This is a genomic window from Pseudoduganella lutea (genome assembly GCF_004209755.1).
Lineage (GTDB): Bacteria > Pseudomonadota > Gammaproteobacteria > Burkholderiales > Burkholderiaceae_D > Rugamonas > Rugamonas lutea.
Map to the genome: position 1 here is coordinate 687,413 of NZ_CP035913.1, position 25,702 is coordinate 713,114.

General features: G+C 65.1%; 22 protein-coding genes. 6 read left to right on the forward strand and 16 right to left on the reverse strand.

Annotated features, from left to right (window positions below; all coding sequences use genetic code 11):
* Positions 1–3,177 carry an efflux RND transporter permease subunit gene (locus EWM63_RS02840; RefSeq protein ID WP_130185190.1) on the forward strand — a complete coding sequence of 1,059 codons (3,177 nt, stop codon included), beginning with the start codon at positions 1–3 and terminating at the stop codon, positions 3,175–3,177.
* A gap of 5 nt (positions 3,178–3,182) precedes the next feature.
* Here EWM63_RS02840 and EWM63_RS02845 read toward each other — a convergent pair whose 3' ends face one another.
* From EWM63_RS02845 to EWM63_RS02875, 7 genes are all read right to left on the reverse strand, one after another.
* Entirely contained in the window at positions 3,183–3,980 is a 798-nt protein-coding gene (locus EWM63_RS02845) for a GNAT family N-acetyltransferase (RefSeq protein WP_130185191.1), read from the reverse strand.
* 156 nt (positions 3,981–4,136) lie between these two features.
* Positions 4,137–4,862: a hypothetical protein gene (locus tag EWM63_RS02850; protein ID WP_229487694.1), complete on the reverse strand. Its 726-nt coding sequence runs from the start codon at positions 4,860–4,862 to the stop codon at positions 4,137–4,139.
* Between the two features lie 88 nt (positions 4,863–4,950).
* Positions 4,951–5,445 (reverse strand): response regulator, encoded by a 495-nt coding sequence (locus EWM63_RS02855; protein ID WP_130185192.1) that lies wholly within the window; start codon positions 5,443–5,445, stop codon positions 4,951–4,953.
* The gene (locus EWM63_RS02860) at positions 5,442–8,855 is read right to left on the reverse strand and encodes a response regulator (protein WP_130185193.1); all 3,414 of its coding nucleotides are present in this window, start codon (positions 8,853–8,855) and stop codon (positions 5,442–5,444) included. The genes EWM63_RS02855 and EWM63_RS02860 overlap by 4 nt, the downstream gene beginning before the upstream one ends.
* Positions 8,855–9,733, reverse strand: coding sequence for a transporter substrate-binding domain-containing protein (locus tag EWM63_RS02865; protein ID WP_229487695.1), 879 nt, complete (start codon positions 9,731–9,733; stop codon positions 8,855–8,857). Before EWM63_RS02865 ends, EWM63_RS02860 begins: the two co-directional genes overlap by 1 nt.
* 108 nt (positions 9,734–9,841) lie before the next feature.
* Positions 9,842–10,588: a carbonic anhydrase gene (locus EWM63_RS02870; RefSeq protein WP_130185194.1), complete on the reverse strand. Its 747-nt coding sequence runs from the start codon at positions 10,586–10,588 to the stop codon at positions 9,842–9,844.
* 281 nt (positions 10,589–10,869) lie between these two features.
* Positions 10,870–11,934, reverse strand: coding sequence for a Gfo/Idh/MocA family protein (locus EWM63_RS02875; protein ID WP_229487696.1), 1,065 nt, complete (start codon positions 11,932–11,934; stop codon positions 10,870–10,872).
* Positions 11,935–12,336: 402 nt separating this feature from the next.
* Here EWM63_RS02875 and EWM63_RS02880 point away from each other — a divergent pair, with 402 nt between their 5' ends.
* Positions 12,337–12,888, forward strand: coding sequence for a type II secretion system protein (locus EWM63_RS02880; protein WP_229487697.1), 552 nt, complete (start codon positions 12,337–12,339; stop codon positions 12,886–12,888).
* Between the two features lie 42 nt (positions 12,889–12,930).
* Here the strand turns inward: EWM63_RS02880 and EWM63_RS02885 are convergent, their stop codons facing one another.
* From EWM63_RS02885 to EWM63_RS02905, 5 genes are all read right to left on the reverse strand, one after another.
* A complete protein-coding gene (locus EWM63_RS02885; RefSeq protein WP_130185195.1) occupies positions 12,931–13,662 on the reverse strand; it encodes a hypothetical protein in 732 nt (243 codons plus the stop codon).
* Between the two features lie 31 nt (positions 13,663–13,693).
* Positions 13,694–14,437, reverse strand: a complete 744-nt coding sequence (locus EWM63_RS02890) for a hypothetical protein (RefSeq protein ID WP_130185196.1) — start codon at positions 14,435–14,437, stop codon at positions 13,694–13,696.
* Between the two features lie 378 nt (positions 14,438–14,815).
* Positions 14,816–16,270, reverse strand: coding sequence for a Ppx/GppA phosphatase family protein (locus EWM63_RS02895; protein WP_130185197.1), 1,455 nt, complete (start codon positions 16,268–16,270; stop codon positions 14,816–14,818).
* A gap of 120 nt (positions 16,271–16,390) precedes the next feature.
* Positions 16,391–17,566 (reverse strand): GGDEF domain-containing protein, encoded by a 1,176-nt coding sequence (locus tag EWM63_RS02900; protein WP_130185198.1) that lies wholly within the window; start codon positions 17,564–17,566, stop codon positions 16,391–16,393.
* Between the two features lies 1 nt (position 17,567).
* The gene (locus tag EWM63_RS02905) at positions 17,568–17,843 is read right to left on the reverse strand and encodes a hypothetical protein (protein WP_130185199.1); all 276 of its coding nucleotides are present in this window, start codon (positions 17,841–17,843) and stop codon (positions 17,568–17,570) included.
* A gap of 132 nt (positions 17,844–17,975) precedes the next feature.
* Between EWM63_RS02905 and EWM63_RS02910 the strand changes: the two genes are divergently transcribed.
* Complete coding sequence (locus tag EWM63_RS02910; RefSeq protein ID WP_371861176.1) at positions 17,976–18,833, forward strand: spermine/spermidine synthase domain-containing protein; 858 nt, start codon at positions 17,976–17,978, stop codon at positions 18,831–18,833.
* 27 nt (positions 18,834–18,860) lie between these two features.
* On the opposite strand, the gene EWM63_RS02915 is transcribed toward EWM63_RS02910, so the two are convergent.
* The 3 genes from EWM63_RS02915 to EWM63_RS02925 form a co-directional block, all read right to left on the reverse strand.
* Positions 18,861–19,181: a hypothetical protein gene (locus EWM63_RS02915; RefSeq protein WP_130185200.1), complete on the reverse strand. Its 321-nt coding sequence runs from the start codon at positions 19,179–19,181 to the stop codon at positions 18,861–18,863.
* A gap of 1,003 nt (positions 19,182–20,184) precedes the next feature.
* Positions 20,185–20,787: a hypothetical protein gene (locus EWM63_RS02920; protein WP_130185201.1), complete on the reverse strand. Its 603-nt coding sequence runs from the start codon at positions 20,785–20,787 to the stop codon at positions 20,185–20,187.
* Positions 20,762–21,130 (reverse strand): hypothetical protein, encoded by a 369-nt coding sequence (locus tag EWM63_RS02925; RefSeq protein ID WP_130185202.1) that lies wholly within the window; start codon positions 21,128–21,130, stop codon positions 20,762–20,764. Before EWM63_RS02925 ends, EWM63_RS02920 begins: the two co-directional genes overlap by 26 nt.
* Positions 21,131–21,459: 329 nt before the next feature.
* Here EWM63_RS02925 and EWM63_RS02930 point away from each other — a divergent pair, with 329 nt between their 5' ends.
* The 3 genes from EWM63_RS02930 (at position 21,460) to EWM63_RS02940 (ending at position 25,157) form a co-directional block, all read left to right on the forward strand.
* A complete protein-coding gene (locus EWM63_RS02930) occupies positions 21,460–21,711 on the forward strand; it encodes a hypothetical protein (RefSeq protein ID WP_130185203.1) in 252 nt (83 codons plus the stop codon).
* Positions 21,712–21,983: 272 nt separating this feature from the next.
* Positions 21,984–24,854, forward strand: a complete 2,871-nt coding sequence (locus tag EWM63_RS02935) for a bifunctional diguanylate cyclase/phosphodiesterase (RefSeq protein WP_130185204.1) — start codon at positions 21,984–21,986, stop codon at positions 24,852–24,854.
* A gap of 27 nt (positions 24,855–24,881) precedes the next feature.
* The gene (locus EWM63_RS02940; RefSeq protein WP_207221233.1) at positions 24,882–25,157 is read left to right on the forward strand and encodes a hypothetical protein; all 276 of its coding nucleotides are present in this window, start codon (positions 24,882–24,884) and stop codon (positions 25,155–25,157) included.
* A 63-nt stretch (positions 25,158–25,220) separates the two neighbouring features.
* Here the strand turns inward: EWM63_RS02940 and EWM63_RS02945 are convergent, their stop codons facing one another.
* A complete protein-coding gene (locus EWM63_RS02945) occupies positions 25,221–25,700 on the reverse strand; it encodes an acyl-CoA thioesterase (RefSeq protein WP_130190150.1) in 480 nt (159 codons plus the stop codon).
* Positions 25,701–25,702: the final 2 nt, after the last annotated feature.

The following is a 25,702-nucleotide window of genomic DNA, read 5'->3' on the forward strand; positions in this document are numbered from 1 at the left end:
ATGAATTTTCCCCGCTTCTTCGTCGACAAGCCGATCTTCGCGGCCGTGCTGTCGATCCTGATCTTCGTGGCCGGCCTCATGTCGATCGTTTCGCTGCCGGTCTCCGAGTACCCGGAGGTGGTGCCGCCCTCGGTGGTGGTGCGCGCCCAGTACCCCGGCGCGAACCCGAAGGTGATCGCCGAAACGGTGGCCGCGCCGCTGGAAGAGCAGATCAATGGCGTCGAACACATGCTGTACATGGATTCGAAGGCCACGTCCGATGGCGCGCTGGCGCTGACCGTCACGTTCAAGGTGGGCACGAACGTGGAACAGGCGGAAACACAGGTGCAGAACCGCGTGCAGCGGGCACTGCCGCGGCTGCCGGAGGAAGTGCGGCAGATCGGCGTGACCACGGCGAAATCGTCGCCGAACCTGACGCTGGTGGCGCACCTGGTGTCGCCGAAAGGCCGCTACGACGATGTCTACCTGCGCAACTACGCGGTGCTGAACGTGAAGGACCAGCTGTCGCGCATTCCCGGCATGGGCGAGGTGATCCTGTTCGGTGCCGGCGACTACGCGATGCGCATCTGGATCGACCCGCAAAAGCTGGCCGCGCGAGGCATGACGGCATCCGACGTGACCGATGCGATCCGCGAGCAGAACGTGCAGGTGGCGGCAGGTGTCGTCGGCGGCTCGCCCACCAAGGGGTCGCAGTTCCAGCTCACTGTCAACACCGCCGGGCGCCTGAAGACGGTCGACGACTTCGGCGCGATCATCGTGCGCACCAATGCCGATGGCGCCGTCACGCTGCTGCGCGACGTGGCCCGCGTCGAGCTGGGCTCAAACTCGTATTCGCTGCGCTCGCTGCTGAACAACAAGTCGGCGGCAGCGATCGGCATCTTCGAGGCGCCGGGTGCCAATGCGCTGCAATTGTCCGACGACGTGCGCGCTACGCTGAAACGGCTGGAAGCGGACTTTCCCGAGGACGTGGAATGGCAGGTCGTCTACGACCCCACGCAGTTCGTGCGCGAATCGATCCGCGCCGTCATCCACACGCTGCTCGAAGCGGTGGCACTGGTGGTGCTGGTGGTGATCGTGTTCCTGCAGACGTGGCGCGCATCGATCATCCCGCTGCTGGCGGTGCCCGTGTCGATCGTCGGCACGTTCGCCGTGATGATGCTGTTCGGCTTCTCGATCAACACGCTGTCGCTGTTCGGCCTCGTGCTGGCCATCGGCATCGTGGTGGATGACGCCATCGTCGTGGTGGAAAACGTGGAGCGCAACATCGCTTCGGGCCTGTCGCCGCACGACGCGACGATCCAGGCGATGAAGGAAGTGTCCGGCCCGATCGTGGCGATCGCGCTGGTGCTGTGCGCCGTGTTCGTGCCGATCGCGTTCGTGTCCGGCCTGACGGGCCAGTTCTACCGCCAGTTCGCGCTGACGATCGCGATCTCCACGGTGATCTCGGCCCTGTGCTCGCTCACGCTGGCGCCGGCCCTGTCGGCCGCGCTGCTGCGCGCCCACGATGCGCCGAAGGACCGGCTCACGCGCGCCATGGACCGGGTGCTGGGCCCGTTCTTCGGCTGGTTCAACCGCTTCTTCAGCCGCGCCTCGGAATCGTATGGCCGCGGCGTGAAGGGCGTGATGGCGCGCAAGAGCCTGGGCATCGGCGTCTACCTCGCGCTGACGGTGGCGGCCGTGTTCGTGTTCCGCGCCGTGCCGGCCGGCTTCGTGCCGCAGCAGGACAAGCAGTATCTCGTCGGCTTCGCGCAACTGCCCGACGCGGCATCGCTGGACCGCACCGATGCCGTCATCCGCCGCATGTCGGCCATCGCCAAGGACGTGCCGGGCGTGATGGACGCGGTGGCCTTCCCCGGCCTGTCGATCAATGGCTTCATCAACGCGCCGAACACGGGCATCGTGTTCCTCGGCCTGAAACCGTTCCACGAGCGCACATCGCGCGAACTGTCGGGCGACGGCATCGCGGCCGAGGTGAACAAGCGGATGGGCGCGATCGAGGATGCGTTCATCATGGTATTCCCGCCGCCGCCCGTGAACGGGCTGGGCGCGATCGGCGGCTTCAAGATGATGGTCGAGGACCGCGCGAACCTCGGCTACGACGCGCTGTACGCCGCCGTGCAGGCCCTGCAGGCGAAGGCGTGGCAGGAGCCGCGACTGGCGGGCGTGTTCTCCAGCTACCAGATCAACGTGCCGCAACTGTTCGCCGACGTCGACCGCACCCGCGCCAAGCAGCTCGGCGTGCCGCTGCAGTCCGTGTACCAGACCTTGCAGATCAATCTCGGTTCGCTGTACGTGAACGACTTCAACCAGTTCGGCCGCACGTACCAGGTGGTGGTGCAGGCCGATGCGCCATTCCGCTCGCAGCGCGAGCAGATCGCGCAACTGAAAGTGCGCAGCGACAAGGGCGAGATGATTCCGCTGTCGTCACTGATGCGCATCAGCGACACCTACGGGCCTGACATGGTCAACCGCTACAACGCCTACCTGTCGGCCGACATCAGCGGCGGCGCCGCGCCCGGGGTGTCGTCCGGCCAGGCGCAGGAGGCGATGACGGCGCTGGCCCGCGAAACGCTGCCGAAGGGGATCACATTCGAATGGACGGACCTGACCTACCAGGAAATCCTGTCCGGGAACACGATGGTGCTGGTATTCCCCCTGTGCGTGCTGCTGGTGTTCCTCGTGCTGGCCGCGCAGTACGAAAGCTGGACGCTGCCGCTGGCGGTGATCCTGATCGTGCCGATGTCGATCCTGTGCGCCCTGGTGGGCGTGAAGCTGACCGGTGGCGACAACAACGTGTTCACGCAGATCGCGCTGTTCGTGCTGGTGGGACTGGCCTCGAAGAACGCGATCCTGATCGTGGAATTCGCCCGCGAGCTGGAAGACCATGGCCGCACCGTGGTGCAGGCCGCGCTGGAGGCATGCCGCCTGCGGCTGCGGCCCATCCTGATGACATCGATCGCCTTCATCATGGGCGTGCTGCCGCTGGTGTTTTCCAGCGGCGCCGGCGCCGAGATGCGCCACGCGATGGGCGTGGCCGTGTTCGCCGGCATGCTGGGCGTGACGTTCTTCGGGCTGTTCCTCACGCCGCTGTTCTACGTGCTGCTGCGCTCCCTGGCGCTGCGCGTTTCGGGCGCGCCGCACAAGCGGCACCATGCGGACACGGGGTTGGGCGCCTGACGGCGTCAGGCCGCGATCGCCATCTCAACCGCCCCATCCACGCCATAATGCCGTGCATAGCGCGCATCGAGGTTCGCGAGCGGCATCAGCAGGAACAGGTCGGCGCTGTCGAAATCCGGGTCCCAGGCCGGCTCGCCGCACAGCCACGCGCCGGAACGCATGTAACCCTTCAGCAGCGCGGGCACATTGGCCGCGGCGGCCGGTTCGATCTTCGTGTGCGGGAATGGCAGGTGCGGCGTGACGCGGTATTCGGCCGGCGCCATGTGCGTTTCGCGCAGTTGCCGGAACACGGCGACGGCGTTGTGGCCACCGTCCGCGAGGCTGATGCTGGCGCAGCCGGCCAGGTAGTCGCAGCCCTGCCGTCGCATGTACTCGCCCAGCGCGGCCCACAGCAGCATGATGACGCTGCCGCCCCGGTAATCGGGATGGATACAGGCGCGGCCGGCTTCGATGATGCGCCCGCGCAGCGGATTGAGGCGGCCCACGTCGAACTCGCCCTCGGAATAAAAACGGCCGAGCCGGCGCGCGCCGGCGGGCGCCAGCACGCGGTAGGTGCCCACCACCTGGAGCGTGCTGGTATCGCGCACGAGCAGGTGGTCGCAATGTTCGTCGAATTCGTCGCAATCGAGGCCGTCCGGCCGTGCCAGCGCGGTGAGATTCATGCCTTCGATGAAAACGCGGTAGCGCAGGCGCTGCGCTTCGCGCAACTCTTCCGCGGTGGTGGCGATGCTGGTGGCAAGGCGCGGGCGCGGGGCCCGGACGCCGGCTGCAGTATTCGTCTGCTGGATGGTCGTCTGCTGCATGCTTCGTCCTCTCGGTGAAGTGGAGACGAAGCACAGCGTAGCGATGGATTACTTCAACAACATGACAGCAAGATAACGGTTCGGTGACCGTGGCGCCGGCGCGTCAGCTTCCATGGAGGAAGCCGGCGTGCCGGCGCCGCCCGGCAGACGAGGCGCTCAGTCCTTCTTTGGACGGCCCGTCTTCAGTTGCGGCAGCGAAGCCAGCACGTTCTGCAGCGTGGCCATGTCGATCTGGCTGATCAATGCCACGCCGATGCGCAGCAATTCGCTTTTCTTGATCTCGAAGCCGGCTTTCAGGCAAGCCTTCTTCACTTCACCCAGCACCGCGTACTCCGCTTCCGGCATCGTGAAGCTGTCACGCACCAGGCGCTCCTTGCGCGGCGCCGCGACTTTCTCGACAGGCTTGGCCGCGGCCTTGGCCACCGCTTTGGCAGGCTTTGCCGGCTTGGCTGCCTTGGCGGCCTTCGGCTCGGCCTGCGCCGCTGCCGGCTTGGCGGCCTTTGCTTTCACGGCCTTGGCGGCGGGCTTGACTTCGGCCTTCGGTTCCGCCTTGCTTTCCACGCTGGCGGCGGGCTTGGCAGCGGCTTTGGCCGGCTTCTGCGCTTTCGGTTTGGCGGCAACGGCCACCTCCGCCTTCGGCGCGGCTTTCGTCGCCCGGGCCTTTGCCGGCGTGGCCGGCTGCGCTTCGGTGGTGTCCTTCACCGCGGCTTCCTTCGCGGCCGTTTCCTTCGCGGCGGGCTTGCGCGCCGCCGGCTTTGCCGTGGGCTTCGTTTCGGTTTTCGCGTCGGCCCTGGCTGCCGGCTTGTCGGCGGCGGGAGCGGGGTTGGCCAGCTTCGTGGCGGTATCGGCGGAAGTCTTCGTTACATCGGTCTTGGCGTTCATTGATGCTCCTGAAAAAGTTGAACTATATAAATAATATATACCATTTTTAAGGAAAGAGCACCTACCATTACACGTTCGGTTGCATTTCTTAAGGAATTTCAAATTTCCCTGCCGCACCACCCTGCCCCGAACCGCCGCGCGCCGCGAGCAGGGCCTCGAGTTCCGCATTGCGGCGTGCCAGGTCGCGGCGGACGGCGCGCAGCGCGAGATGCGTGGCCACGCGGGCAAACAGGATGGGCGGGCTGACCGGTCGCGTGATGTAGTCGACCGCACCCGCCGCCAGGCCACGCGCCTCGTCTTCCGGCTGGCTCTTCGCGGTGGTGAAGATCACCGGCATGTCGGCCGTGCGCGGGTCCTGCACGATGCGGCGGCAGGCTTCGAGGCCATCCATGTCCGGCATCATCACGTCCAGCAGCACGAGATCCACGCCGCCCGCCGCAAGGATCTGCAGGGCTGTGGCGCCGTTGGTCGCCACCTTGGTCCGGTACCGTTCCTTCAGCAGTGCCGACAGCAGCATGATGTTGTCGGGCGTGTCGTCCACGATCAGGATCGTCGCGCGGTCGATGTCGCGTGGGTCGTTCATGAAGCCTCCTCCCGGGCGGCGGCATCGAGCACCTGCCGGGCCGCGTCGAAATTATAGGCGGCGATGTGCGCGGCCAGGCGTTCCAGCGCGGTCGCCGGCAGTTGTGCCGCCAGCACCGTGCGCACGCTGGCGAAGTAATCGTTGCTGTCGCCGCTGTAGTCGGCCAGCAGTCCGCGCAGCCGGGCCAGCGCCTCGGGCACGGTGCCGGTGTCGGGCGGGGTCGGCGCCACGCTCGGCATGTTCGCGGCGTCGGCACCATCGTCAGCGCCCGTCCCGGCGAAATGCGCATCGAGGCCGGCGATCGCGGTGCGCAGCGCTGTCGTCAGTTCCTCGACCAGCGTGGCGGTCGGCACTTCGTCGCGATCGAGCAGTTCCTCGATGGCGCGCGCGGCCGCTTCCACCGCGTTGGCACCGACGTTGCCGGCCACGCCCCGCAGCGTGTGGGCACGCTTGCGCGCGTCGTCGCGTGCGCAGTGCAACAGGCTGGTCGCCACCTCGGCCGCGGCATCGCGCTGCGAATTGCGGAACCGGTCGAGCAACTGCAGATACAGCGTTTCGTTGCCGGCCACGTGGCGCAGGCCGCGCACCGTGTCGATTCCCGGCAGGACCGGCAGGCCGCCGCTCACGCCCGGTGCGCGCGGCAGCCGCGGCGCCACCGGCGGCATGGCCCGGCCCAGCCAGCGCGCCAGCGTGGCATACAGCATGTCCGGATCGATCGGCTTGGTCACGTAATCCTGCATGCCTTCGGCCAGGCAGCGCTCGCGGATGTCGGCCAGCGCATGCGCGGTCATCGCAATGATCGGCAAGCCGTCGAAGCGGCGGTCGCGGCGCAGCGCCAGCGTGGTTTCATGGCCATCGAGCAGCGGCATTTCCAGGTCCATCAGCAGCAGGTCGTAGTAGCCCGCGCCGGCCTGCGCGAGCCGGTCCAGCGCCTCGCGGCCATTGCCGGCAAACTCCACGGCGATGCCCTGTATGCCCATCAGTTCCGCGGCGATCTGCTGGTTGACGGGATTGTCCTCGACCAGCAGGACCCGGCCCGTCACATCGAGCCTGCCGGCCTCGATCGGCAGGCCGTGGCGGCGCGGCGGCGCGAACAGCGATACGAGCGTATCGACCAGCACCGACTGGCCGATGGGCTTGAACAGGTAACCGACGAATCCGGCGTCTTCGGCCTCGCGCTGCACTTCCTCGCGGCCGAACGCCGTCAGCAGCACCATGCCCGGCTTGCGTTCCAGCGGCGCGGCGGCCACGCGGCGCGCCAGCTCGATGCCATCCATGCCCGGCATCTGCCAGTCGGTCAGCACCAGCGCATACGGGTCGGCGGCCGCATCGGCCTCCACCACGCCGGCCAGCGCCTCGGCCCCGGACGACGCCATATGCACCCGCAGCGGCAGCGCCCGCGCCGCCTCGCCCAGTACTTCGAGCGCCATGGGGCTGTCGTCCACCAGCAGCACGCGCGCATTGTTCAGCGCGGCCGGCACCACCGGGGCCCGCTCGGGCTGGCCCGACAGGCCGAATTCCAGGTCGAACGAGAACACCGACCCCATCCCTTCCTCGCTGGTGACCGTGATCGTGCCGCCCATCAGCCGCACCAGCTGCTGCGAGATCGACAGCCCCAGGCCGGTGCCGCCGAACTGGCGCGACGTGGAACCGTCGGCCTGGTTGAAAGCGCGGAACAGCTTGCCCATCTGCTCTTCCGGCATGCCGATGCCGGTGTCGCGCACGGAGAAACGCAAGGCGGTCCGTCCGGGCCCTGGCGCCGGCAACTGCGTGCAGCACAGTTCCAGCTCGCCCTGCGCCGTGAACTTGACGGCGTTGTTGACGAGGTTGATCAGCACCTGCCCCAGCCGCAGCGGGTCTCCCTCCAGGTGGCGCGGAATGGCCGGCGGCACGTTGAACAGGTATTCGAGCTGTTTTTCCGCGGCGCGCTGGCTCGTCACGCTGGCCACGTTGGCCAGCACCTCGTCGAGGAAGAACGGGATCTGCTCCACTTCCAGCCGGCCCGCCTCGATCTTGGAAAAGTCGAGGATGTCGTTGATGATGCCCAGCAGCGCCAGCGCCGCGCGGTGGATCTTGCTCACGTAATCGTGCTGCTTCGCGTTCAGGTCGGTGCGCAGCGCCAGGTAGGCCATGCCGATGATCGCGCTCATCGGCGTGCGGATCTCGTGGCTCATGTTGGCGAGGAATTCCGACTTGGCGATATTGGCCGCCTCGGCCCGCACGTTGGCGGCCACCAGTTTCTGTTCCCGCTCCCTGCGTTCGCTGATGTCGCGCACGAACCCGCAAAACTCGAACTGCTCGGCATCGAGGTCGATGCGCGTGATCGACAGTTCGATGGGAAACTCGGTGCCATCCGCATGCAGCGCCTCCACCTCGATGCGCCGGTCGAGCACTTCGCCGGGGCTTTCGCCGGCCAGGTAGCGCGCCATGCCCTTGCGGTGGTCGCCACGGTAGCGCGGCGGGATGATCAGCGTGTCGAGCTGCTGGCCCAGCGCCTCGTCGCGCTCGTAGCCGAAGATGATCTCGGCCTGCCGGTTCCAGCCCACCACGCGGCCGTTGCGGTCCATGTTGACGACGGCATCGAGCGCCGTGTCGACGATCGCGCGCAGCTTGCGTTCGGAATCGCGCGCCACGGCGATGGTGCGCTTCAGTTCCTGCGTGCGGGTATCGATCTTCTGTTCCAGGTCGCCATTCAGCTCGCGCAACTCGCTTTCGGCATAGCGCAGCCGCGTCAGCGTGTCGCGGAAGCTGCGCACGGCGATGGACAGCCGCCCTACCTGGTCGGCGCGGCCGATGCCGGAGAGCTGGATGTCGGTCTTGCCCTGGGCAAGCTTTTCCAGCGATTTCTGGATGTCGCCGAACGGGCGCACGGTCTTGCGCGCGACGACGAAGACCGAGCCGACGATCGTCAGCGCCAGCAGCAGGTTCACGGTCAGCGCATGCAGCAGCTGCTGCTGGAGTGCCTCGTCGGCTTCGCGCCGCGAGTACGTGAGGTCGATGGCGCCCACCTTGTAGTTGCGGGCGCCATCCTGGAAGCTGATGTCGCGGTGCACGGTGATCGCGCCCGCCGGGTCGAACTTGCCGGTGCCGAAGCCGGCCAGCTCGGCGCCGTTCGGCGCCAGCACGCGCAGCATCAGCACTTCGGGCGTGGCGCGCATGGCATCGACCACGCTGGTGATCGCCGCGCCGTTGATGTCGAACAGCGGGCGCGCCAGCGCCTGCGAGAGCACCGTCACGAGCCGCTCGGAACGCTCCTGCAGCTGGACCTCGGCCTCGGCGTGCAGCGTGCGCACGGCATACGTGGTGTAGGCGGCCGTGGACAGCGCGACGGCCAGGAAGATCGACACGGCCAGGCGCAGCACGATGTCGCGCCGCCAGGTATCGCGCAGGTTGCGCAGCGCTGTGAGCATCAGGGTTGCTTGCCCTTGCCGGCAACCGGCAATTCGGATTTTTCAAGCTTGCGGTACTCGGCGCCGTTGCGCTCCGTTTCCACGGCATCCCAGATGCGCCGCGCCAGGTCGGGCTGGCGCTCGACCAGGCGATGCGACAGCAGCAGGAAGTAGGGTTTTTCCACCAGCGGCTTGGGCAGTGCCTCGATCTGCGGGCCAAACGGGCCGGCCAGCAGCGTGCGCGCATCGCTGCCGCCCAGGGCCGCGGCGGCCAGCCTGCCGGCCAGCAGCTTGCGCACCAGTTCATCGGAGCGCTGGCTGCCTTCGTCGACCGTGACGTTCAGGCTGCGCAGCAGGTCGGTGATGGAATAGCCGAGCTGCGCGCCGACGGCGCCATCGATGTTGTGCAGCGCCTTGCCGTCCCATTCGACATTGCTGCCCTTGCGGCGGATGAGGATGTAGCGGTCGATGTGCATGCGCTTGGCGATATCCGGCGTGGCACCGCCCGGGAACTCGCCGATCTCGCGCCGGTCGGTCTTGAAGCTGACGGCGAATGCGCCATCCACGGCATTGGCCTTGAGCTGCGCGAGGCAGCGCTTCCAGGGCATGCTCTGGAAATCAAAGCGGATGTTTTCACGCCGGCCCACCAGCTTGAGCAGCTCGAAGTTCAGGCCGCGGCCATCCTCGGTGCGCCACGGTCGCACGTTGGCGCGCTCGTAGCACAGCGTGACGACGGGCGGGGCGGCCAGTGCAGTGACAGGTGAAGTTGCCGCTGCGGTGGCCGATCCGGTGGCAGATTCAGCGGCAAACACGGCCGGCGCGGGCATGGCGTACAGCCCGGCCCACGCGCCCAGCGCCGCCGCCATCCTCGTCATCCGCCCAGTGCTCCCGACCGCCATCCCCGCCTCCATGCTCACAACCTATAGTGTAAGCAAAAGTACAAGGCCCGTGGAGATTCTCTTTGACAATTTCCACCGGCCTGCACAGGGTGGCGGCCCTGGGGGAACTCAGCCGGTCACTTCGACGACGCGCCCGTTCAATGGCTGCACGGGCCGGGCATTCATGCGGTACAGCTTGCGGAAGGCGGACAGCTGGCCCTTCGAGAGCTCCACCGGCTGCTTCAGCACCTGCCAGTGCACGCCTTCGCTGCACGGCGGCGTCGTCAGCGAACCCATATACGCGTAGTAGGCGTGCTGCCGCGGCAGCAGTGCGCCAAGGTCGAGCTCGCCCGCCACCGCATGGTGGTCGCCGGCGTGCGCCGGCAGTCCGGCGAAAACGGGTTTTAGAGCAGCATTCTCCTTGCCCTGCCTGAACAGCACGGCCACCACGGCCAGTTCGCCGGCGTCGTTCCGGTGGACCAGGTGCGCCACCAGCGGATACCGCTTGCCGTTGATCTTTTCCTCGCTGGGCGTGTGGAAGTGGAACTGCACGAGCTTGTAGTCGCCGCTGGCAAGGTGCACGGCGCCGCCCTCGGCCAGGTTCACCTGCACCGTGTGCCCGTTGTTGACGATGTCGGCAGTGCTGGCCGCATAATGGAAATCGATCGGCGCGGGCGCGCCAGTCTTCGCGCCGCGGATGTCGATCGGCGACTGCGCCTTGCCCAGCTTGCAGGCGGCGAAGTCCTGTTCGAGCTCGCCCCAGTGCGCGGTGCCGGCCTTGCCCGTGTATTCCCAGTGCGCGGCGCCCTTGTCGGCGGCGTGCACGCTTCCCATGGCAGCCAGGGCGGCTGCCAGCATCAGTAGTGTCTTTTTCATGGTTGACCCGGTTCGTTGAGTGACATTCGGTGCCGGTGCCCGCGCAGGCATCGGCACGCCGACGGTAACAAGCGCGCGGTGAAAATTTAGTTAAGGCAAGATGAGCCGAAACTTAAGCAGCGCGCACCCGAAGCCGGCATTCGCGCTGCTTCGGCACGCAACGCAGTATCGGCGCCGGGCGGCCGCGCGGGCACTCCCATCGGGCCAGGCGCGGCCCGGAACGAAGGACAGACGGGTCAAGGGAACCGCCAGTGCCACCGGTCGCCGCAGGCCGGCCGGGTTCAGGTCTCCTGGGGTTCCGGGCCGCGCGTGCGCCCCGGCAGCGCGAGCTTCACCGGCCGGTGCGTGCGCGCCGACTCGTAGATCGCTTCCGTGATGCGCTGGTCCTGCAAGCCTTCCTCGCCCGGCGTGTGCACGTCCTTGCCCTGCTGGATGCACTGCGCGAAATGGTCCAGCTCCGCGGTGAACTGGTTCTGTTCCTCGGCCTGGATGTCGCTGGCCTGCTCCTTGCCGTCGACCACGCGCGAGATGCGCAGCCGGTTGCCATGGTAGGCATAGCCAGGGTTCATCTCGGCCCACGCGTCGGCCCCGTTCAGGCGGAACATCTGCGACTTGTGCGCCGCATAGCTGGTGCTGCAGCTGGCGATGAAGCCGCTGGGGAAGCGCAGGACGAACTGGCACGACTCTTCCACTTCGCGGAACCGCGCATCGCCCGCCGTCGACCACGTGCTGCCGATCACCTCGTTCGGCTCCTCGCCGCTGAGGAAGCGCGCCGCGTTGATGCAATACAGGCCGATGTCCGGCAATGCGCCGCCGCCGGCCAGCGCCCGCTTCAGGCGCCAGTGCTGCGGGTCGCCCATGTTCTGTGAATTGACGGAGACGAATTCCTTCAGCGCGCCCAGCTTCTTTTCGCGGATCATCTTCACGAGGGTGCGGTCCAGCGCTTCGTACTGGCTGCGGTAGGCGATCATCAGCTTGCGGCCGGCCTTGCGGCACGCATCGATCATCTGCCGGCATTCCGCCACGCTGTTCGCCATCGGCTTTTCGCACAGCACGTGCTTGCCGGCGCGCGCGGCGCGCACCGTGTACTCGGCATGCATGTGGTTCGGCAGCCCGATATACACGCCCTGCACGTCCGGCATCTGCGCCAGCCTGTCATAGTCGCGGTAATCGAGCACCGCGCTTTCCGGGATGTTGTATTGGTGCGCGATCTTCAGGCCCTTGGCCCGGTCGCCGGTCACCAGCGCGACGGGCTTCGCATGCTTGCTCTGCGCAAAAGCGGGCAGCATCTCGTTGATGGAAATCCGCCCCAGCCCGACGATGGCGATCCCACGCGTTCGTTCCACGGATCGCCGGGCGGCTCGGTGCGCTCGGGCTTTTCGGCTTTGTCAAAGATCGGCGGGAATTCGACCCGGTCCTTTTCGCTGGCTCCGGCCTGCAATGCGGGCGTGGACAATGCGGCCAGGGTTCCCACATAGCGCAGGAAATCCCGGCGCGGCGGCTGGTTCTCCATGTGATGGCTTCCTTGAAATGATAAAAAACCATCGTCGCATGCGGTGTTTACCGGCAGCGCTCGCTTGCCCGATTGCAAAGATGGATGGGTTCACCTGCCACTTTTGTTGCTATGAACCATCAATTTCAGTCGTCGCGGGCCTTGGAGATTGCCACGCGGCGAGAAGGTCACTACAGTGCGAAAAGCCGCTTTAATTTACGACCAGCAATATCAATCCGCGCCTGCGCCGGCCCCCATGAAGATTCCCACGATTCCGACAGCCCGTATCCAGGCACCTCCGGCCATGCCGCGGCACGGCCAGGCGGGGTTCACGCTGGTCGAACTGATCACGGTGATCGTCATTCTCGGCATCCTTGCGGCCACCGCGCTGCCGAAATTCGTCGACCTGGGATCGGACGCGCGCATCGCTTCCGTGAAAGCCGTCGGGGGCGCGCTGGCGGCCACGTCGGCCATGGTGCATGGCAAGGCGCTGATCGACCCGTCGGCCACCACTGTCACCAGCGAGAATGTGGTCGTCACGCTGGAAGCCGGCTACCCTTCGGCAGCCCGCGTCGGCAACATGGCACTGGCGGCGGGGCTCGACACGGCCGACTACATCATCCGCTACGGCTCGGCCACCGCGACGGCCACCCAGCCGGCCCTGCCCATCAACTCGTTCGCGGCCATTCCTGTCGACGTGCAGAACACGCCGAAGGCGCTGGGCTGCTATGCCCAGTACACAGGGGCCAGCCGGACGGGAAATGCGGTTACGCCGCCGGTAATCACCGTGGTGACGAGCAGCTGCTGACTGTCAGGTTTGGCGAAACTTACAAACTGTGTTTAGCTTTACTTACTCAGCTCCGGATCCAGCACCTGCAGCGATGGCGGGTTCTTGAGTCGGGTTTCCGGGCCTGTCCTTTGCAAGCAGGGTCCATCCAGCATCACCCCTGTCGTGGCCCTCGTAAAAAACCAGACCTGGCAAATCCTCAGGCAGCGCAAGAGCAGGCTGCGATCCTGATAACAATGCGCGAACGGGTTCGATAATGCTCTTGCGGAGGGCGTCTTCGCTATTCAGATCGAGCAGCCGGATAGAAAAAGTCCACTGCGGCAGTTGTCCTTCTTTCTCGCTGTCCCAGAACAGCAAGCGGCTTTCCTTGATCTCGGTTGAGTCATCCCAGGCCGAGGGAAATTCGACGTAGAAACCGGACTCCAAAAAATCCGTTTCATAGTGCCAGAATGAAACGTGTACTACAGGACCCAAGCTTTCCTGGGTCGCGCCTACAAGGGGCGGAATGCCGCTACCAAACAGGCTGATCTGGTAATTGATCCATGCGTCGATGGTGTCGTTACGCCGTCTTTTGCCTGCGGCAGGAAAACTCATCGCATACTTAGTGCTACCCCATCCAGACGCTGTTTCATCCCAGGCTTCCCGCCATGGCCCTGCGCTACGCAGCTGACCGAACTCTCCCTTTTCGAGCGCAGCTTCCGTCATGGCACTCAACGAATTGGTCAATTCCTGCACCTGCGACCAAATACTCTCTACAAGCTCAAAACTCCGCACGATCTTTGTCCCGGCATTCATAAGCTCTCCCTCTATGGTATTGGGTAGTTCCTTATTCCTTGGTGCCCAGCCAGAATTTCAACGCGGCATTATCGCTATCTGCGATCGCATTGGCCAGCTGTATCGCGGCGTGAAAACCCACGAATGGACGAATACCGACATGGCCCAAGAATTCACCAATCAGAACGCTCCACCGCTTCAATGGTGCGGAAGTATCCGGCCGAGCAGCCAGTTTTGAAATCTCATGCTTGAATTCATGCCAGCGCACGGCTCGCAAGCGATTTACCGTCACGCCATCCGGCTCATTCTGGACCCAGGCCTGGCTATCTGGCAGGAGTTCTTTTACACGCTTTCCAATGAAAACATGGAGCGAATGACCATGCTGGCCACTTTGATAACGAGACCATTGCTTTTCCAACTGGTCAGCACCACTGACACCAGCATCCCACTTCAGTTCCACAAGAAGGGATCTCGGCTCGCCCTGTGCATCTAAAAACCTGATGACGAGATCCGGCTCGATACCATTCTTTCTTGGCCAGAACTCGAAAGTACAGGCCACAGGAGAATAACCCTGGAAATAGTCCGATGGCAGTGGCCCGCACAGGCTGTTCGATTCTGCGCTCGCCAGCACTTGCTTCCATAACGTCCAGTTGTCTGAAGCGGATAGAAACTCAAGGGGGCCAAATATGATGGAAGTGATTTCATCTTCCGAGCTGACTCGCGGCTCCGAAGGATCCCTGATGCCAAGGTAACGGGTGTAAGCCTTGCTTTTATTACGCGTGAATGCATGCAGCATATTGAACCTGTCAAGGTACGCGGAAGTTTCGATGCTAGCACTACCGTCTGCTGGTCGCCGCACGGCTTGGACTGGACGGAGTCCTTGCCTCCCCTGGCAGGAACTGGCTTGTTAATAACAAGCAGCTCGCCGTTATAGAAACGCAGCGAGCACAATCGAACGGTGCCAGGGAGTTCATGCGCCGAGATATTCGGATTCGAATAAAAGAGCGGCTTGCATCAATAGCTGGCAAGTAGCTTGCAGTGCCGCCCAAGCTGGCTATTTCAACAACGCATTTACCAGCAATGAGAATAGGTCCGCACCATTCCAGGCGTTTTGGCTTTCGCCAGCGCAGGGCGGCAAACTGCCTTCCCCACGCCGGCCGAATAATGTTCCCAGTCAGGTCCCCGTCCGCAACCCCAGGTCCACGCCCACCTCGTCCCAGTGCTCCTGCTCCTTCTCGACCCAGTAGGACAGCGTGGGATGCCCGCTGACGAGCGCGCGCGGCAGTTCCAGTTCGATGCGGTTCTTCATGCGCAGCTTCGGCTGGGCGTCGGCCACGGCGATGCGGGCATGCATGAAGACGACGGCCAGCCGCAGCGCGACCACGGCGCGGGCGAAGTCGGGGTCGGACAGGAATTCCTCCACCTTGCGCAGGTTGCCCTTCTGCGCCAGCACCAGCCGGCTCATCGTGCGCTGGTCGCGCGTGGTGAAGCCCGGCAGGTCGGCGTTCTCGATCAGGTAGGCGGCATGCTTGTGGTGGCCCGTCTGCGACACGGCCTGCCCCACTTCATGCAGCAGCGCGCTCCAGTACAGCAGCCGCGCCGTGGCGTCGTTCGCAAGCTTGAGCTGTTCCACCAGCGCGAGCGCATCGTCGGCCACGCGCGCGGCACGCGCCTCGTCGACATGGAACTTGCGGGCGAAATCACGCACCGACTGCTCGCGGCGGTCGCGCCGCATCTCGCGCATCGTGAGATCCCACATCACGCCCATGCGCAGACCGGCTTCGATCGGACACAATTCCTCGATATCGAGTTCGTGCATCACCCCGATCAGGATCGCCAGGCCGCCGACCACGGTGGAGGCGCGGTCCGGGCGCAGCCCCGGCAGGTCGATGCGGTTGACGTGGCCGAGCGCGATGAAGCGCCGCTTCAGCGCTTCCAGGCTGTCCGGCGTGATGCCCTTGCCAAGGCCGTTCTTTTCGATGACCTCGGCGATCGAGCGGATCGTGCCGGACGAACCGTAGGCCCGCTTCCAGAATTGCGGCATGTAGGGCGGCGCGCCATCCTCGAAGTGGCTGCGCGCGGACAGGATCGCCGCCTCGTACGACGGTCCGTCGACGTAGCCGTTGACGAAGAACGCGAGGCTCTGCTTCACGCTGCCCACGCTGAACGACTCGACCCGCTCGATATCGAAACCGCGGCCCAGGATCAGCTCCGTGGACCCGCCGCCGATGTCGACGACCAGGCGCCGCTCGTTCGGCTGGGCCAGCGCGCTCGCCACGCCCATGTAGATCAGCCGCCCCTCCTCCTCGCCCGAAATGATTTCGATCGGAAAGCCGATGGCCGCCTCGCACTGGGGCAGGAACGTGGCGATGTTCTGCGCCTGCCGCATCGTGGACGTGGCCACCACGCGCACCGCGTCGAGCTGGTAGGCCGACAGCGTAATGGCGAAGTTCTGCAGGCAGGCGATGGCGCGCTGCTGGGCCGCTTCGGTGAGGTTGCCGGCGGCATCGAGCCCGGCGGCCAGCCGGATCGGTTCGCGCATGCTCTTGAGCACGCGGATCGTGTCGCCATCGTGTTTGCCTATCGACAGGCGGAAACTGTTCGATCCGAGATCGACCGCTGCATACATCGGGGATTCCATTAATTTATATTGTTTATATTGAAAATCCTATCACATTAGTCCGCCCACATGACGGCTTGATGACAGGATAATCGTGTGCACAGGACAAACCGCGCGTTCCAGGTCTGTTCAGGTGCCGGTGCCCTCTTCCTCCACCAGCGGTGGCGGCGCGGCCACCACCCGGTTGCGGCCATGCAGCTTGGCCGCCTGCAGCGCCTCGTCGGCGCGTTTGAACAGGCTGACGGGCGTATCGTCGGGGCGGATCGTCGTCACGCCCAGGCTGGCCGTCAGCGAGATCACGGCGCGCTCGGCCTTTACCGGCGCGGCCTCGATCGATGCGCGGATACGCTCGGCCACGTGGACGGCGTCGGCCAGCGCGGTGCGCGGCAGCTGGATCGCGAATTCGGCACCGCCCAGCCGCCCCATCAGGTCACTGTCGCGCAGCTGGCGGCGGCAGGCAACGACCATGGCCTTCAGCACCTGGTCGCCCACCGCATGGCCATAGTGGTCGTTGACGCGCTTGAACCCGTCGAGATTAAGGATCAGCAGCGCGGTCGGGGTGCCGGGGCGGCGTGCCAGCGCGAGCCATGGCGCCAGCGCACCGTAGAAGCCGCGGCGGTTGGGCACGTCCGTCAGCGCATCCACCATTTCGAGGCGCGCGAGTTCGCCCTGCAACGTCTCGCGCGCCAGCAGCAGGTAACCGGCGCTGACGATCAGCATCGCCAGGAAAAAGGCCACGTAGGCGAGACCCTGCAGCTGCGCCGGCCCGAACCCGGCCCAGCCCTGCGGCAGCGCGATCGCCAGCAGGCCGCGGCCGGCGATCGCCAGCGCCGGCACGGCCAGCGCCAGGGTCAGGAAACGCCGCAGCATCGAGGCACGACGCCAGTCCAGCGCCAGCGCCGCCACCCCGGCCAGGTAGAACGCGCCGACGATGGCGTAGCCGCCGGCCACCCGCAGGCCGCTGTCCACGTCCAGCGCATAGCAGGCGAGCCATGCCGCGGTCCCCAGGCCCAGCGCCGGCAGCACGATGCGCCGCCAGCCGGTACGCCCCGCGTGCTCCCACAGCGCGCCGGCATCGAACGCCACGCCGGCGAACAGCAATACGTTGGCAAGGGGACCGGCCAGCAGTTCGGGAATCACGCCGCGGAAGTAAAGCAGCAGCCAGGCCACCGCCTGGAATTGCCTGGCCAGCGCAAAGGTGGCCAGCGCGCCGCGCTGGCGATTGTCCGTATCGTGAAAGAAAAGGGCTGCACACAACGCGAGATTGCCGAGCGCCAGGGTGAGTACCAGCGTCCTGACGTCCACGTCAGATCTCGTGCTCGACGTTCGTCGTCCCGTCGCCCACCTTGGATGCCCACGCCCGGCTGAAGAATTCCTTTTCTTCCTCGGTGGGTGTGTCGTGCCAGAACACGATCAGCGTGCCCTTGTGGTCATGCAGCTGGCTGCATTTCTCGATGAAGTTCTGCCGGCCGGCCGCATCGGCCAGCGCAGCCGCGTAGCCATAGACACGGTTCAGGCGTTCGATACGGTCCGGCTCGGTGAAACTGTTGGTCGCGGTAATGGTCGGGTGATCCAGGAACATTGTATTCTCCATCGAGAGCCGGCCGTGGCAATGTACCCACAAAACGTTTTCGTGTAAATGCGCCGCCGGGGTACACTTTCGGCGAGCCAGTGAGCTTAGCAGAAAGCGTCCCCGACACCAACCCGAGCCACCATGCCGCACACCCTTGATCCGGCGCCCGGCCAGCCGCTGCCCGCCGGCCAGGGCCCTGCTCTACAGCCTGCCACTCAACCCATGCCCTTGCCCGTCGGCCAGCCCGCTGCGAATGGAAATGGGGGAGCCCTGCTCAGCCGGCGCAAAGGTCGCCTGACGCTGGAATTCGCGCCGGGCGAAGTGCAGAGCCAGATGGACCTGGCCGATCCGCATCGCCTCGTGCTTGCCTACGCCCGGGCCATGATGTGCTTCGTGCTCTTCAAGCCGCGCCCGGCGCATATCGTGATGGTGGGCCTGGGCGGCGGCTCGCTGGCCAAGTTCTGCCACCACTACCTGCCGGACGCCCGCATCACCGTGCTGGAACTGTCCGCGGACGTGATCGCGCTGCGCGAGCACTTCGCCGTGCCGCCGGATAACGACCGATTTCGCGTGATCCATGCCGATGCAGCCCGCCACATGCCGCAGCTGGCGGGCACCGCGGACGTGCTGCTGGTCGACGGCTTCGACGCTTCCGGCCTGCCGCCCGCACTGGGCAGTGCACGCTTCTACGCCGATTGCCGGCGCGCGTTGCGGCCCGATGGCCTGCTCGTGGCGAACATCTTCAGCTACGACCCGAACTACCACGCCATGGCGAACCGGCTGCGCCAGGCGTTCGGCGGCCATGTCTGCCAGTTCCGTGGCATTGCCGGCAACAATCACATCCTGTTCGCGCTGCGGCCCGCAGCCGGTGCGCCGACGCGTGCCTGCCGCCTGGTGCAGCGCGTGGCGCTGTGCGGCGCGCTGTGGCCCGGCCTGGCGCCGTTCAACCGCCTGCTGGCCCACTGGATCGTGGGGCGGCTGCGCCAGACGGCGGCTTGACGCCCCCTCCGGCAAGCCGCGCCTGCGCTATTGCCCGAGCAGTTTCTTCAGACTCAGCAAGTTGTTTGCATTGCCCGCCGGCTTGGCTTGGGCCTGTGAGCCAGCGGATGGGTCAACGGGTCGGGCATCAAAACTTGCATCGACAGCGGCGCCCAGCCATCGATTGCTTCCACCGTCGACATTGGGCGCTCCCGAGCGTCCGAACGTCGTCGTGATATACGCTGCATCCATGCTTGGCTTGATGCGGATCAGCGTACCATCCTCGCGCACGATTTGCGGAGTCCCGGCAATTCGCAGGCCGGTCGCCTGGAAGATGTCGCGCAAGTGCAGCTCGGCCTTCTCGGCCACGCGCGGATCGGCAAACGCGCACTGGCGCGGCTCCGGTATGGCCCGGGTAGTCCAGTAACGTTGCCAGGCATCGTCGGGCCGGGCGTCGCACCATATGCGGGATACGGTGCCCCATGCCTGCTGCCCCCCTGGGACAACCGTTGAAGCGATGAGGGCACCACATAGATCGTGGAATCGAGCTTGGCAGCGTGCTTTCGCATGCTGTCCTCGAACTCTTTGCAGAATCCGCAGTCAATAGCGCTAAACATCAGCAAGCGCCGCCCTCCGCCATTGCCGTATGTCAGCTTGGGGAGCTTGTCGTAGTCAACCGATGAAAGGACTTCTCGCTGAAGCTGGTTTCTTTCATCCGGCGTCATTGCACGTGGCTGCGCTCCGGCAGGCGACACGACGTTGAAACCGCGCGAATCGCCAAATAGCGTCCCTGTTTCGTTGGTGAAACCAATAAACCGGCCTTGCCTGTCAGATAAAACATACATGCCCTTGACGAGGGTCGGCCCGACCGCGGTTGTCTTCTCATCGACACCGAGGCTGGCCTTTGCCCGAGCCAGATTGCCGAACAGGTTATGGGCAGCAGTCTGGCCATCGGCAGTCGCAGTGCTGGAGACCAGCGTTGCAAACGCGACCCATAATATCTTTCCGCGCAGTTTCATAGTTTTCCTTATCATAAGAGTCGAGATTAACCGTAGTTTGAAGTTTCTATGGCTTGCCGCATGCAAGATGATGACGACAACATTATCAAGTCCAATGCAGGCCCCAATTCCATGATAACGACTCGGCCTTTTTTGACCTCCTCGTGGACCGCGGCATCGCACATGGCGAGCATCCGGTTATCTTAATGCTGTACAAAAATAAAACGTATCCGATGCACCGGTGCATTGGCAGCGAATCAGGACAGCGATGTCCGCTATGAAGCGGAACGCTGTTTATCCTGGCAACTGATTCACGTGGGATTCCCTGCCGCGCGAGTCGGGTTCGGCCGCGGCGTTACCTGCTTTCGTCGCGTTCACGGCTTCTCGTCGGGCTGCGTGTCCTGGAGCTGTTCCAGGGTCGTTCGTGTCACGAAAATGGGAAGCGGCGAAAATTGCTTGTCCTTATCGGAAATGAAGTGCACTGCAGCGTGTTCACGACTGTCGTGTGCCGTTTCCTTGACCGGTTCCCCGTGGCTGGCCGGAATGCTGGCGGAACCTTCGTCAATGTAGGTAATGCCGGAAATCTCGACGTCGACAGGCGACCGAAATGGCGTCAGGCCGCACCAGAAGGCCTCCAGGCCTTCCCTGACCAGCCGCGTGACCTGATCGTTTTGTCCGGCAAGGACATGGGGCACGCTGAGCGACAGCTGAAAGCGGGTGATCGTGCCGTCGCCATGCGGAACGAGCGTGCAGTAGCCGCTGATGAAAATGGCCTGGTCGCGCCACAGAAGGTTGAAATGTCCTGGCGGCTCGCTGTCCGCCGGGTTGCGCCAGGGCTGCCCGCCCAGGGAAAGGAAGGTCGCTCCCGCCTCCGCGTCGAAGGAATACGTCTTCGAGAGCGACAGGACCGGCCCCGCGAGACGCCGGACAAGCAGCGCTGTTTCAGCAGGATCAAGCGTGGCAAGCTGGAAAGTCATTGTGAGTACTCATTTTCGGGTTGGTGGTGATAGGCCTTGCAATCTGTTCGACACGCGATACCGGATTCATTCCACAAGATCGAGCAATGGCTCGAGGGAATACAGCACGTGCGGTGTCGAGCGAGCGGCTCCGCGGATCATGCTCCAGCTTTTCGAGTTCCTCCGCTTCGAGGTTGATCCGCAGCACGGCTGCGGCATCGCGCAAGCCCAGGCTGCGTCCCATCAGCGTTCGGGCATCTTCATCGGTCTTCGGCCTGCCGCGCAATTGACCAAGTCCCAGCAGTCCCGCGAATGGACTGCGCTTGTCATTGATGTGCGCGATCGTCCCATAGACGTCGAACACGACGGCGCAGATCCTGTTTGATCCCCCGAGCTTTGGCAACAGTTTCTCCGTCTGTAAATAACCATGAAGATAGAAGTTTCCAATGGACGGACAGGCTTTGACGCGCCAATATGGGCACAGGATTGAACCAGTCTTATCCGGACGTTGATGATAGCAGCTTGTTCCGGTCGTGGATGAGCTTTGGATTTACGGTACACGCTTTATATTGGTGTTTTTTGGCGTGGTGAATGTGCTGCCAGCTCGGCCAGGAACCCCAGGGTTTTTTGCCGGGCGGTCGTTGTCATGAAAATCGCGGCCGTGCATGGCCAAATGCCGAAGGATTTTGGAATATGCAACTGTTATTGAAATCGCTGGACAATCCGGAGCAGGAATTGAGGTTTGCCATCTCCGATCCCGAGTATTGTCCCGATGGCGCTGGTTGCGAGGTCAGGCTCAATGGGAACGTTCTTTTTCGTTCCGTCATCGGCGTCGACCCGATCAATGCAATCGAAAATGCCATTACCGCCATTCGTGCCTATCTTGCCGGATCCCGGGAGAACATTGCATGGAGCGATGGCTCCCGCTACGCCGGCCCGCCATAGCGGCCCGCACCAGCCGGCAATACTGACGTCGCACCCCTGCCCCGGCCACTGGCCCGGCCGTCGTTCCACGGCCCGCGCCTCCGGCTCGTCATTGCGGCGGCGCCGAGCGCATCGCGTTCGTATCCGCGAGAAGCCGGAATGCGATCGAAAATGGTGCGCAAATGCAACAATACGTTCTTAGAAGATATAATCTCTCGAAGGCTCCCTGCTTTTATGACACACTGACGGCCGGGCTTGCTCGCCCGGTGGTTTCGTTCAGACACAGGAGTCCCATGGCACGCAGGTTCACCCCGGTTTCGCTGGCAGCGGCGGTCACGCTCGCCGTCGGCCTGTGCGTGACGGGCGCCCTGTTCATTGCCGTCAGCGCGCTCGAATACGGCAGGCTGTCGGAAAGTTTCGAGCAGCGCGCGAACCTGCGCTTGGCGGCGATCCGCCGCGGCCTGGACGATGCCGTCGAGGTGCTGACCGTCACGAACCAGTTGTTTCGCACGATGCCCGGCGTGACGCAGGAGCAGTTCGGCGACTTCGCCCGCCCGCTGCTGCACCGCCACCCCTTCATGGTGTCGTTCACCCACCAGCACCTGATGACGCATGATGAGCGCCTCGCCTTTGAAGCGCTCATGGGGCGCACGCGCCCCGGCTTCACCGTGACCGAGCTGCGCGCCGGCCGCTTCGTCCCGGCGGCGCGGCGCGACCGCTACCTGGTCACGGAATTGTTCGCGCCACTGCAGGCGCACAACGGCGCGCTTGGACTCGACGTGCTGCCGATGGAGTCCGCGGAAGCAACGGTGGAACGCATGCTTTATACGGGCAAGCCGACCGCCACGCCGCTCGTCAGCGTGCTCCACCCGGCGCGGCGCGACAGCTTCGTGCTGCTCGTGCCGCTGTACCTTCCGGGCATGCCCACGGAAACGCCGCTGCAGCGCCGCGCCGCCTGGATGGGCCAGACGGCCGCGCTGATCCGGGCACCGCACCTGGTGCACACGATCCTGCAGTACGGCGGCCTGCTGGACGATCCCCACCTGCTGCTGCGCGTGTACGCCGGCGATGACGCGGACCTCGTCTACGCGACCGGCCCCGATGCCGAAGCGGACAACCGCGCCCTGTTCACGCTGCCGCCATGGCTGGCGTTCCATCACCCGCAGCACGTGGCCAAGCGGTTCGACCTGCTGGGCCAGACGTGGCGGGTGCGCGTGGATGCGCTGCCGCGGCCCTTCCTGGCCGACCATGCCGGCTCGCTGATCGCGCTGGTCGGCGGCCTGCTGTTCTCGATGCTGGCCGCCGCCCTCGTGCACATACTGGAGCAGCGCTCGCGCCGCGTGCAATGGCTCGTGGACGAGCGCACCGCCGACCTGCAGCGCAGCAATGCACGGCTGAACGACGACGTGGCGGCGCGCAAGCGCACCGAGCGCGCCCTGCAGGAAAGCGAACACCGCTTCCGCCGGCTGCTTGCACTGTCGTCCGACTGGTACTGGGAGCAGGACGCGAATTTCTGCTTCACCTACCTTGCCGACGGCTTTTTCGACAAGGCGCATGTGCAGCGCAAGCAATACCTCGGCCGCACCCGCTGGCAGATCAGGCCGGATTTCCTCGAATCGACGGCTGGCCGCGACCATCTCGCGCTGCTGCAGGCGCGGCAGCCGTTCGCCGGCCTGGAACACGAGATCACTGGCGACGATGGCGTGACGCGCTGGTTCCAGTCCACCGGCGAACCGGTCTACGATGCCCAGGGCGACTTCCGCGGCTACCGCGGCACCGGCAGCGAGATCACGGAACGCAAGCTGACGGAGCAGCGCATCCGCCACATCGCGCACCACGATGCGCTGACCGGGCTGCCGAACCGGATCCTGCTGCAGGACCGGCTGGCCCAGGCGGTGGCCTATGCCAACCGCGGCGGGCGCCGGATGTGGGTGCTGCTGATCGACCTGGACCGATTCAAGTTCGTCAACGACACGCTGGGCCACAAGGCTGGCGACCACCTGCTGCGCACGATCGCCGGGCGCCTGCGCGCGGCGGTGCGCGAGACCGATACGGTGGCGCGGCTGTCCGGCGACGAGTTCGTGGCGATCCTGTCCGAGCATGCCGACGAGGCGCTGGCGCCGGAGATCATCGACCGCATCATGGCCGCACTGGCGCAGCCGATGACGCTCGATGGCAAGGAGTTCTGCGTGACCTGCAGCATCGGCGTGGCCAGCTACCCGGCCGACGGCACGCCGGCCGACCACCTGATCGAGCATGCGGATATCGCCATGTATGCGGCCAAGAAGCTGGGCCGCAACCGCTGGCAGTTCTACCATGGCGCAATGAACGAGGAAACGCGGGAACGGCTGCGCATCGAAGGCGCGCTGCGCAACGCGCTGGAGCGCGGCGAGTTCGTGCTGCACTACCAGCCGCAGGTGGACCTGGCGAGCGGGCGCATCGTCGGCATGGAAGCCCTGCTGCGCTGGCAGCACCCCGAGCTGGGCATGGTGCCGCCGCAACGCTTCATCGGCCTTGCCGAGGAAACGGGCCTGATCGTGCCGATCGGGGCCTGGGTGCTGCGCACCGCCTGCGCACAGGCGAAGGCTTGGAACGACGCGTGGGCACCAGGCGGGCTGCCGCCGCTGCGGGTGGCCGTCAACCTGTCGGCGCGCCAGTTCGCCCAGCCCGACCTCGTGCCGTCGATCGCGCAGGTGCTGGCCGACACGGGCCTGCCGGCCGCGTGCCTGGACCTGGAACTGACGGAAAGCCTGTTCGTGGACGACGTGGCCCAGGCGGTGGAGGTGCTGCACCAGCTCAAGGCGCTGGGCGTGGCGCTGTCGATCGACGATTTCGGTACCGGCTACTCGAGCTTCTCGTACCTGCGCAGGTTCCCCATCGACGTGCTGAAGATCGACCGCTCGTTCGTGGCCGATATCGCCAGCGACGCGGACGAGGCGGCGATCGTCGTCTCCATCATCGCGCTGGCCCGCAACCTCAAGTTGCGGGTGATCGCCGAAGGGGTAGAATCACTGGCTCAGCTGGAATTCCTGCGCGCCCACGGCTGCGACGAAATGCAGGGCTATTATTTCAGCCGGCCGCTGCCGGCGGAGGAATTCGAGCGGATGATACAGAGCGGCAGCACGCTCGCGCCGGCGGCGGAGCCGGAACTGCTGCCAGCGTAAAGACTTACCGAACGGGGGATAACAACAATGAATGCACGAGCCAAGAAACAATTCCTGCTGAAGCCTCAGCATGCGCGCACCAACCGCAAGATGCGCGACCTGGTCGACAAGGCCGTGACCGCGCTGCCCGAGGTGGGCATCCGCAAGTCCGCCGAATTCCTCGCCTCGATGCACGTGCCCGTCGAGGTGGCCGTGCGGGCCCTCGTGTACCCGAAGCGGCGCCGCGCCGTCACGCCACCGTCGTACAAGCGGCCCGGCGTCAAGTACGCGTCACGGCCGACGGCGACTTCGAACGCTTCCTGAGCCGGCAAATTTACCGGTTCCAGGTTCAGTCCTGCCGCCTTTGGTTTGGTTCCTGTTTCGCCCCTACTGCCCCTTTGCCTTGTTCTTGGCCCCGTGCAGCGCCAGCCGCGCGGCCTTGCGCGCCTCGGCCTGCTCGAAGCGGGCGACCTGTTCCGGCGTTTCCGGCACCAGCTGCGGCACCGCCACGGGCTTGCGGTCCTTGTCCACCGCCACCATCGTGAAGTAGCAGCTGTTGGCGTGCCGCACGAGCCGCTGCTGGATGTTTTCCGTCACCACGCGGATGCCCACCTCCATCGACGTGCGCCCCGTGTAGTTCACTGAAGCGAGGAACGTCACCAGTTCGCCCACGTGGATCGGCTGCAGGAACATCACCTGGTCGACCGACAGCGTCACCACATAGCTGCCCGAGTAGCGGCTGGCGCACGCGTAGGCCACGCTATCGAGGAACTTCAGGATCGTGCCGCCGTGGACATTGCCCGAGAAGTTGGCCATGTCGGGCGTCATCAGGACGGTCATCGTCAGCTCGTGGGCCGACCAGTGCATTG

Coding starts and splice junctions, on each gene's coding strand:
- EWM63_RS02860 (WP_130185193.1), bottom strand. CDS start 8,855: ATGCTCACAGCGCTGCGCAACCTGCGCGATACCTGGCGGCGCGACATC.
- EWM63_RS02850 (WP_229487694.1), bottom strand. CDS start 4,862: ATGAACGCCAAGACCGATGTAACGAAGACTTCCGCCGATACCGCCACG.
- EWM63_RS02865 (WP_229487695.1), bottom strand. CDS start 9,733: ATGGCGGTCGGGAGCACTGGGCGGATGACGAGGATGGCGGCGGCGCTG.
- EWM63_RS02890 (WP_130185196.1), bottom strand. CDS start 14,437: ATGCTGCATGCATTCACGCGTAATAAAAGCAAGGCTTACACCCGTTAC.
- EWM63_RS02895 (WP_130185197.1), bottom strand. CDS start 16,270: ATGTATGCAGCGGTCGATCTCGGATCGAACAGTTTCCGCCTGTCGATA.
- EWM63_RS02840 (WP_130185190.1), top strand. CDS start 1: ATGAATTTTCCCCGCTTCTTCGTCGACAAGCCGATCTTCGCGGCCGTG.
- EWM63_RS02920 (WP_130185201.1), bottom strand. CDS start 20,787: ATGACTTTCCAGCTTGCCACGCTTGATCCTGCTGAAACAGCGCTGCTT.
- EWM63_RS02845 (WP_130185191.1), bottom strand. CDS start 3,980: ATGCAGCAGACGACCATCCAGCAGACGAATACTGCAGCCGGCGTCCGG.
- EWM63_RS02930 (WP_130185203.1), top strand. CDS start 21,460: ATGCAACTGTTATTGAAATCGCTGGACAATCCGGAGCAGGAATTGAGG.
- EWM63_RS02940 (WP_207221233.1), top strand. CDS start 24,882: ATGAATGCACGAGCCAAGAAACAATTCCTGCTGAAGCCTCAGCATGCG.
- EWM63_RS02870 (WP_130185194.1), bottom strand. CDS start 10,588: ATGAAAAAGACACTACTGATGCTGGCAGCCGCCCTGGCTGCCATGGGA.
- EWM63_RS02945 (WP_130190150.1), bottom strand. CDS start 25,700: ATGCACTGGTCGGCCCACGAGCTGACGATGACCGTCCTGATGACGCCC.
- EWM63_RS02855 (WP_130185192.1), bottom strand. CDS start 5,445: ATGAACGACCCACGCGACATCGACCGCGCGACGATCCTGATCGTGGAC.
- EWM63_RS02910 (WP_371861176.1), top strand. CDS start 17,976: ATGCCGCACACCCTTGATCCGGCGCCCGGCCAGCCGCTGCCCGCCGGC.
- EWM63_RS02885 (WP_130185195.1), bottom strand. CDS start 13,662: ATGAATGCCGGGACAAAGATCGTGCGGAGTTTTGAGCTTGTAGAGAGT.
- EWM63_RS02935 (WP_130185204.1), top strand. CDS start 21,984: ATGGCACGCAGGTTCACCCCGGTTTCGCTGGCAGCGGCGGTCACGCTC.
- EWM63_RS02880 (WP_229487697.1), top strand. CDS start 12,337: ATGAAGATTCCCACGATTCCGACAGCCCGTATCCAGGCACCTCCGGCC.
- EWM63_RS02905 (WP_130185199.1), bottom strand. CDS start 17,843: ATGTTCCTGGATCACCCGACCATTACCGCGACCAACAGTTTCACCGAG.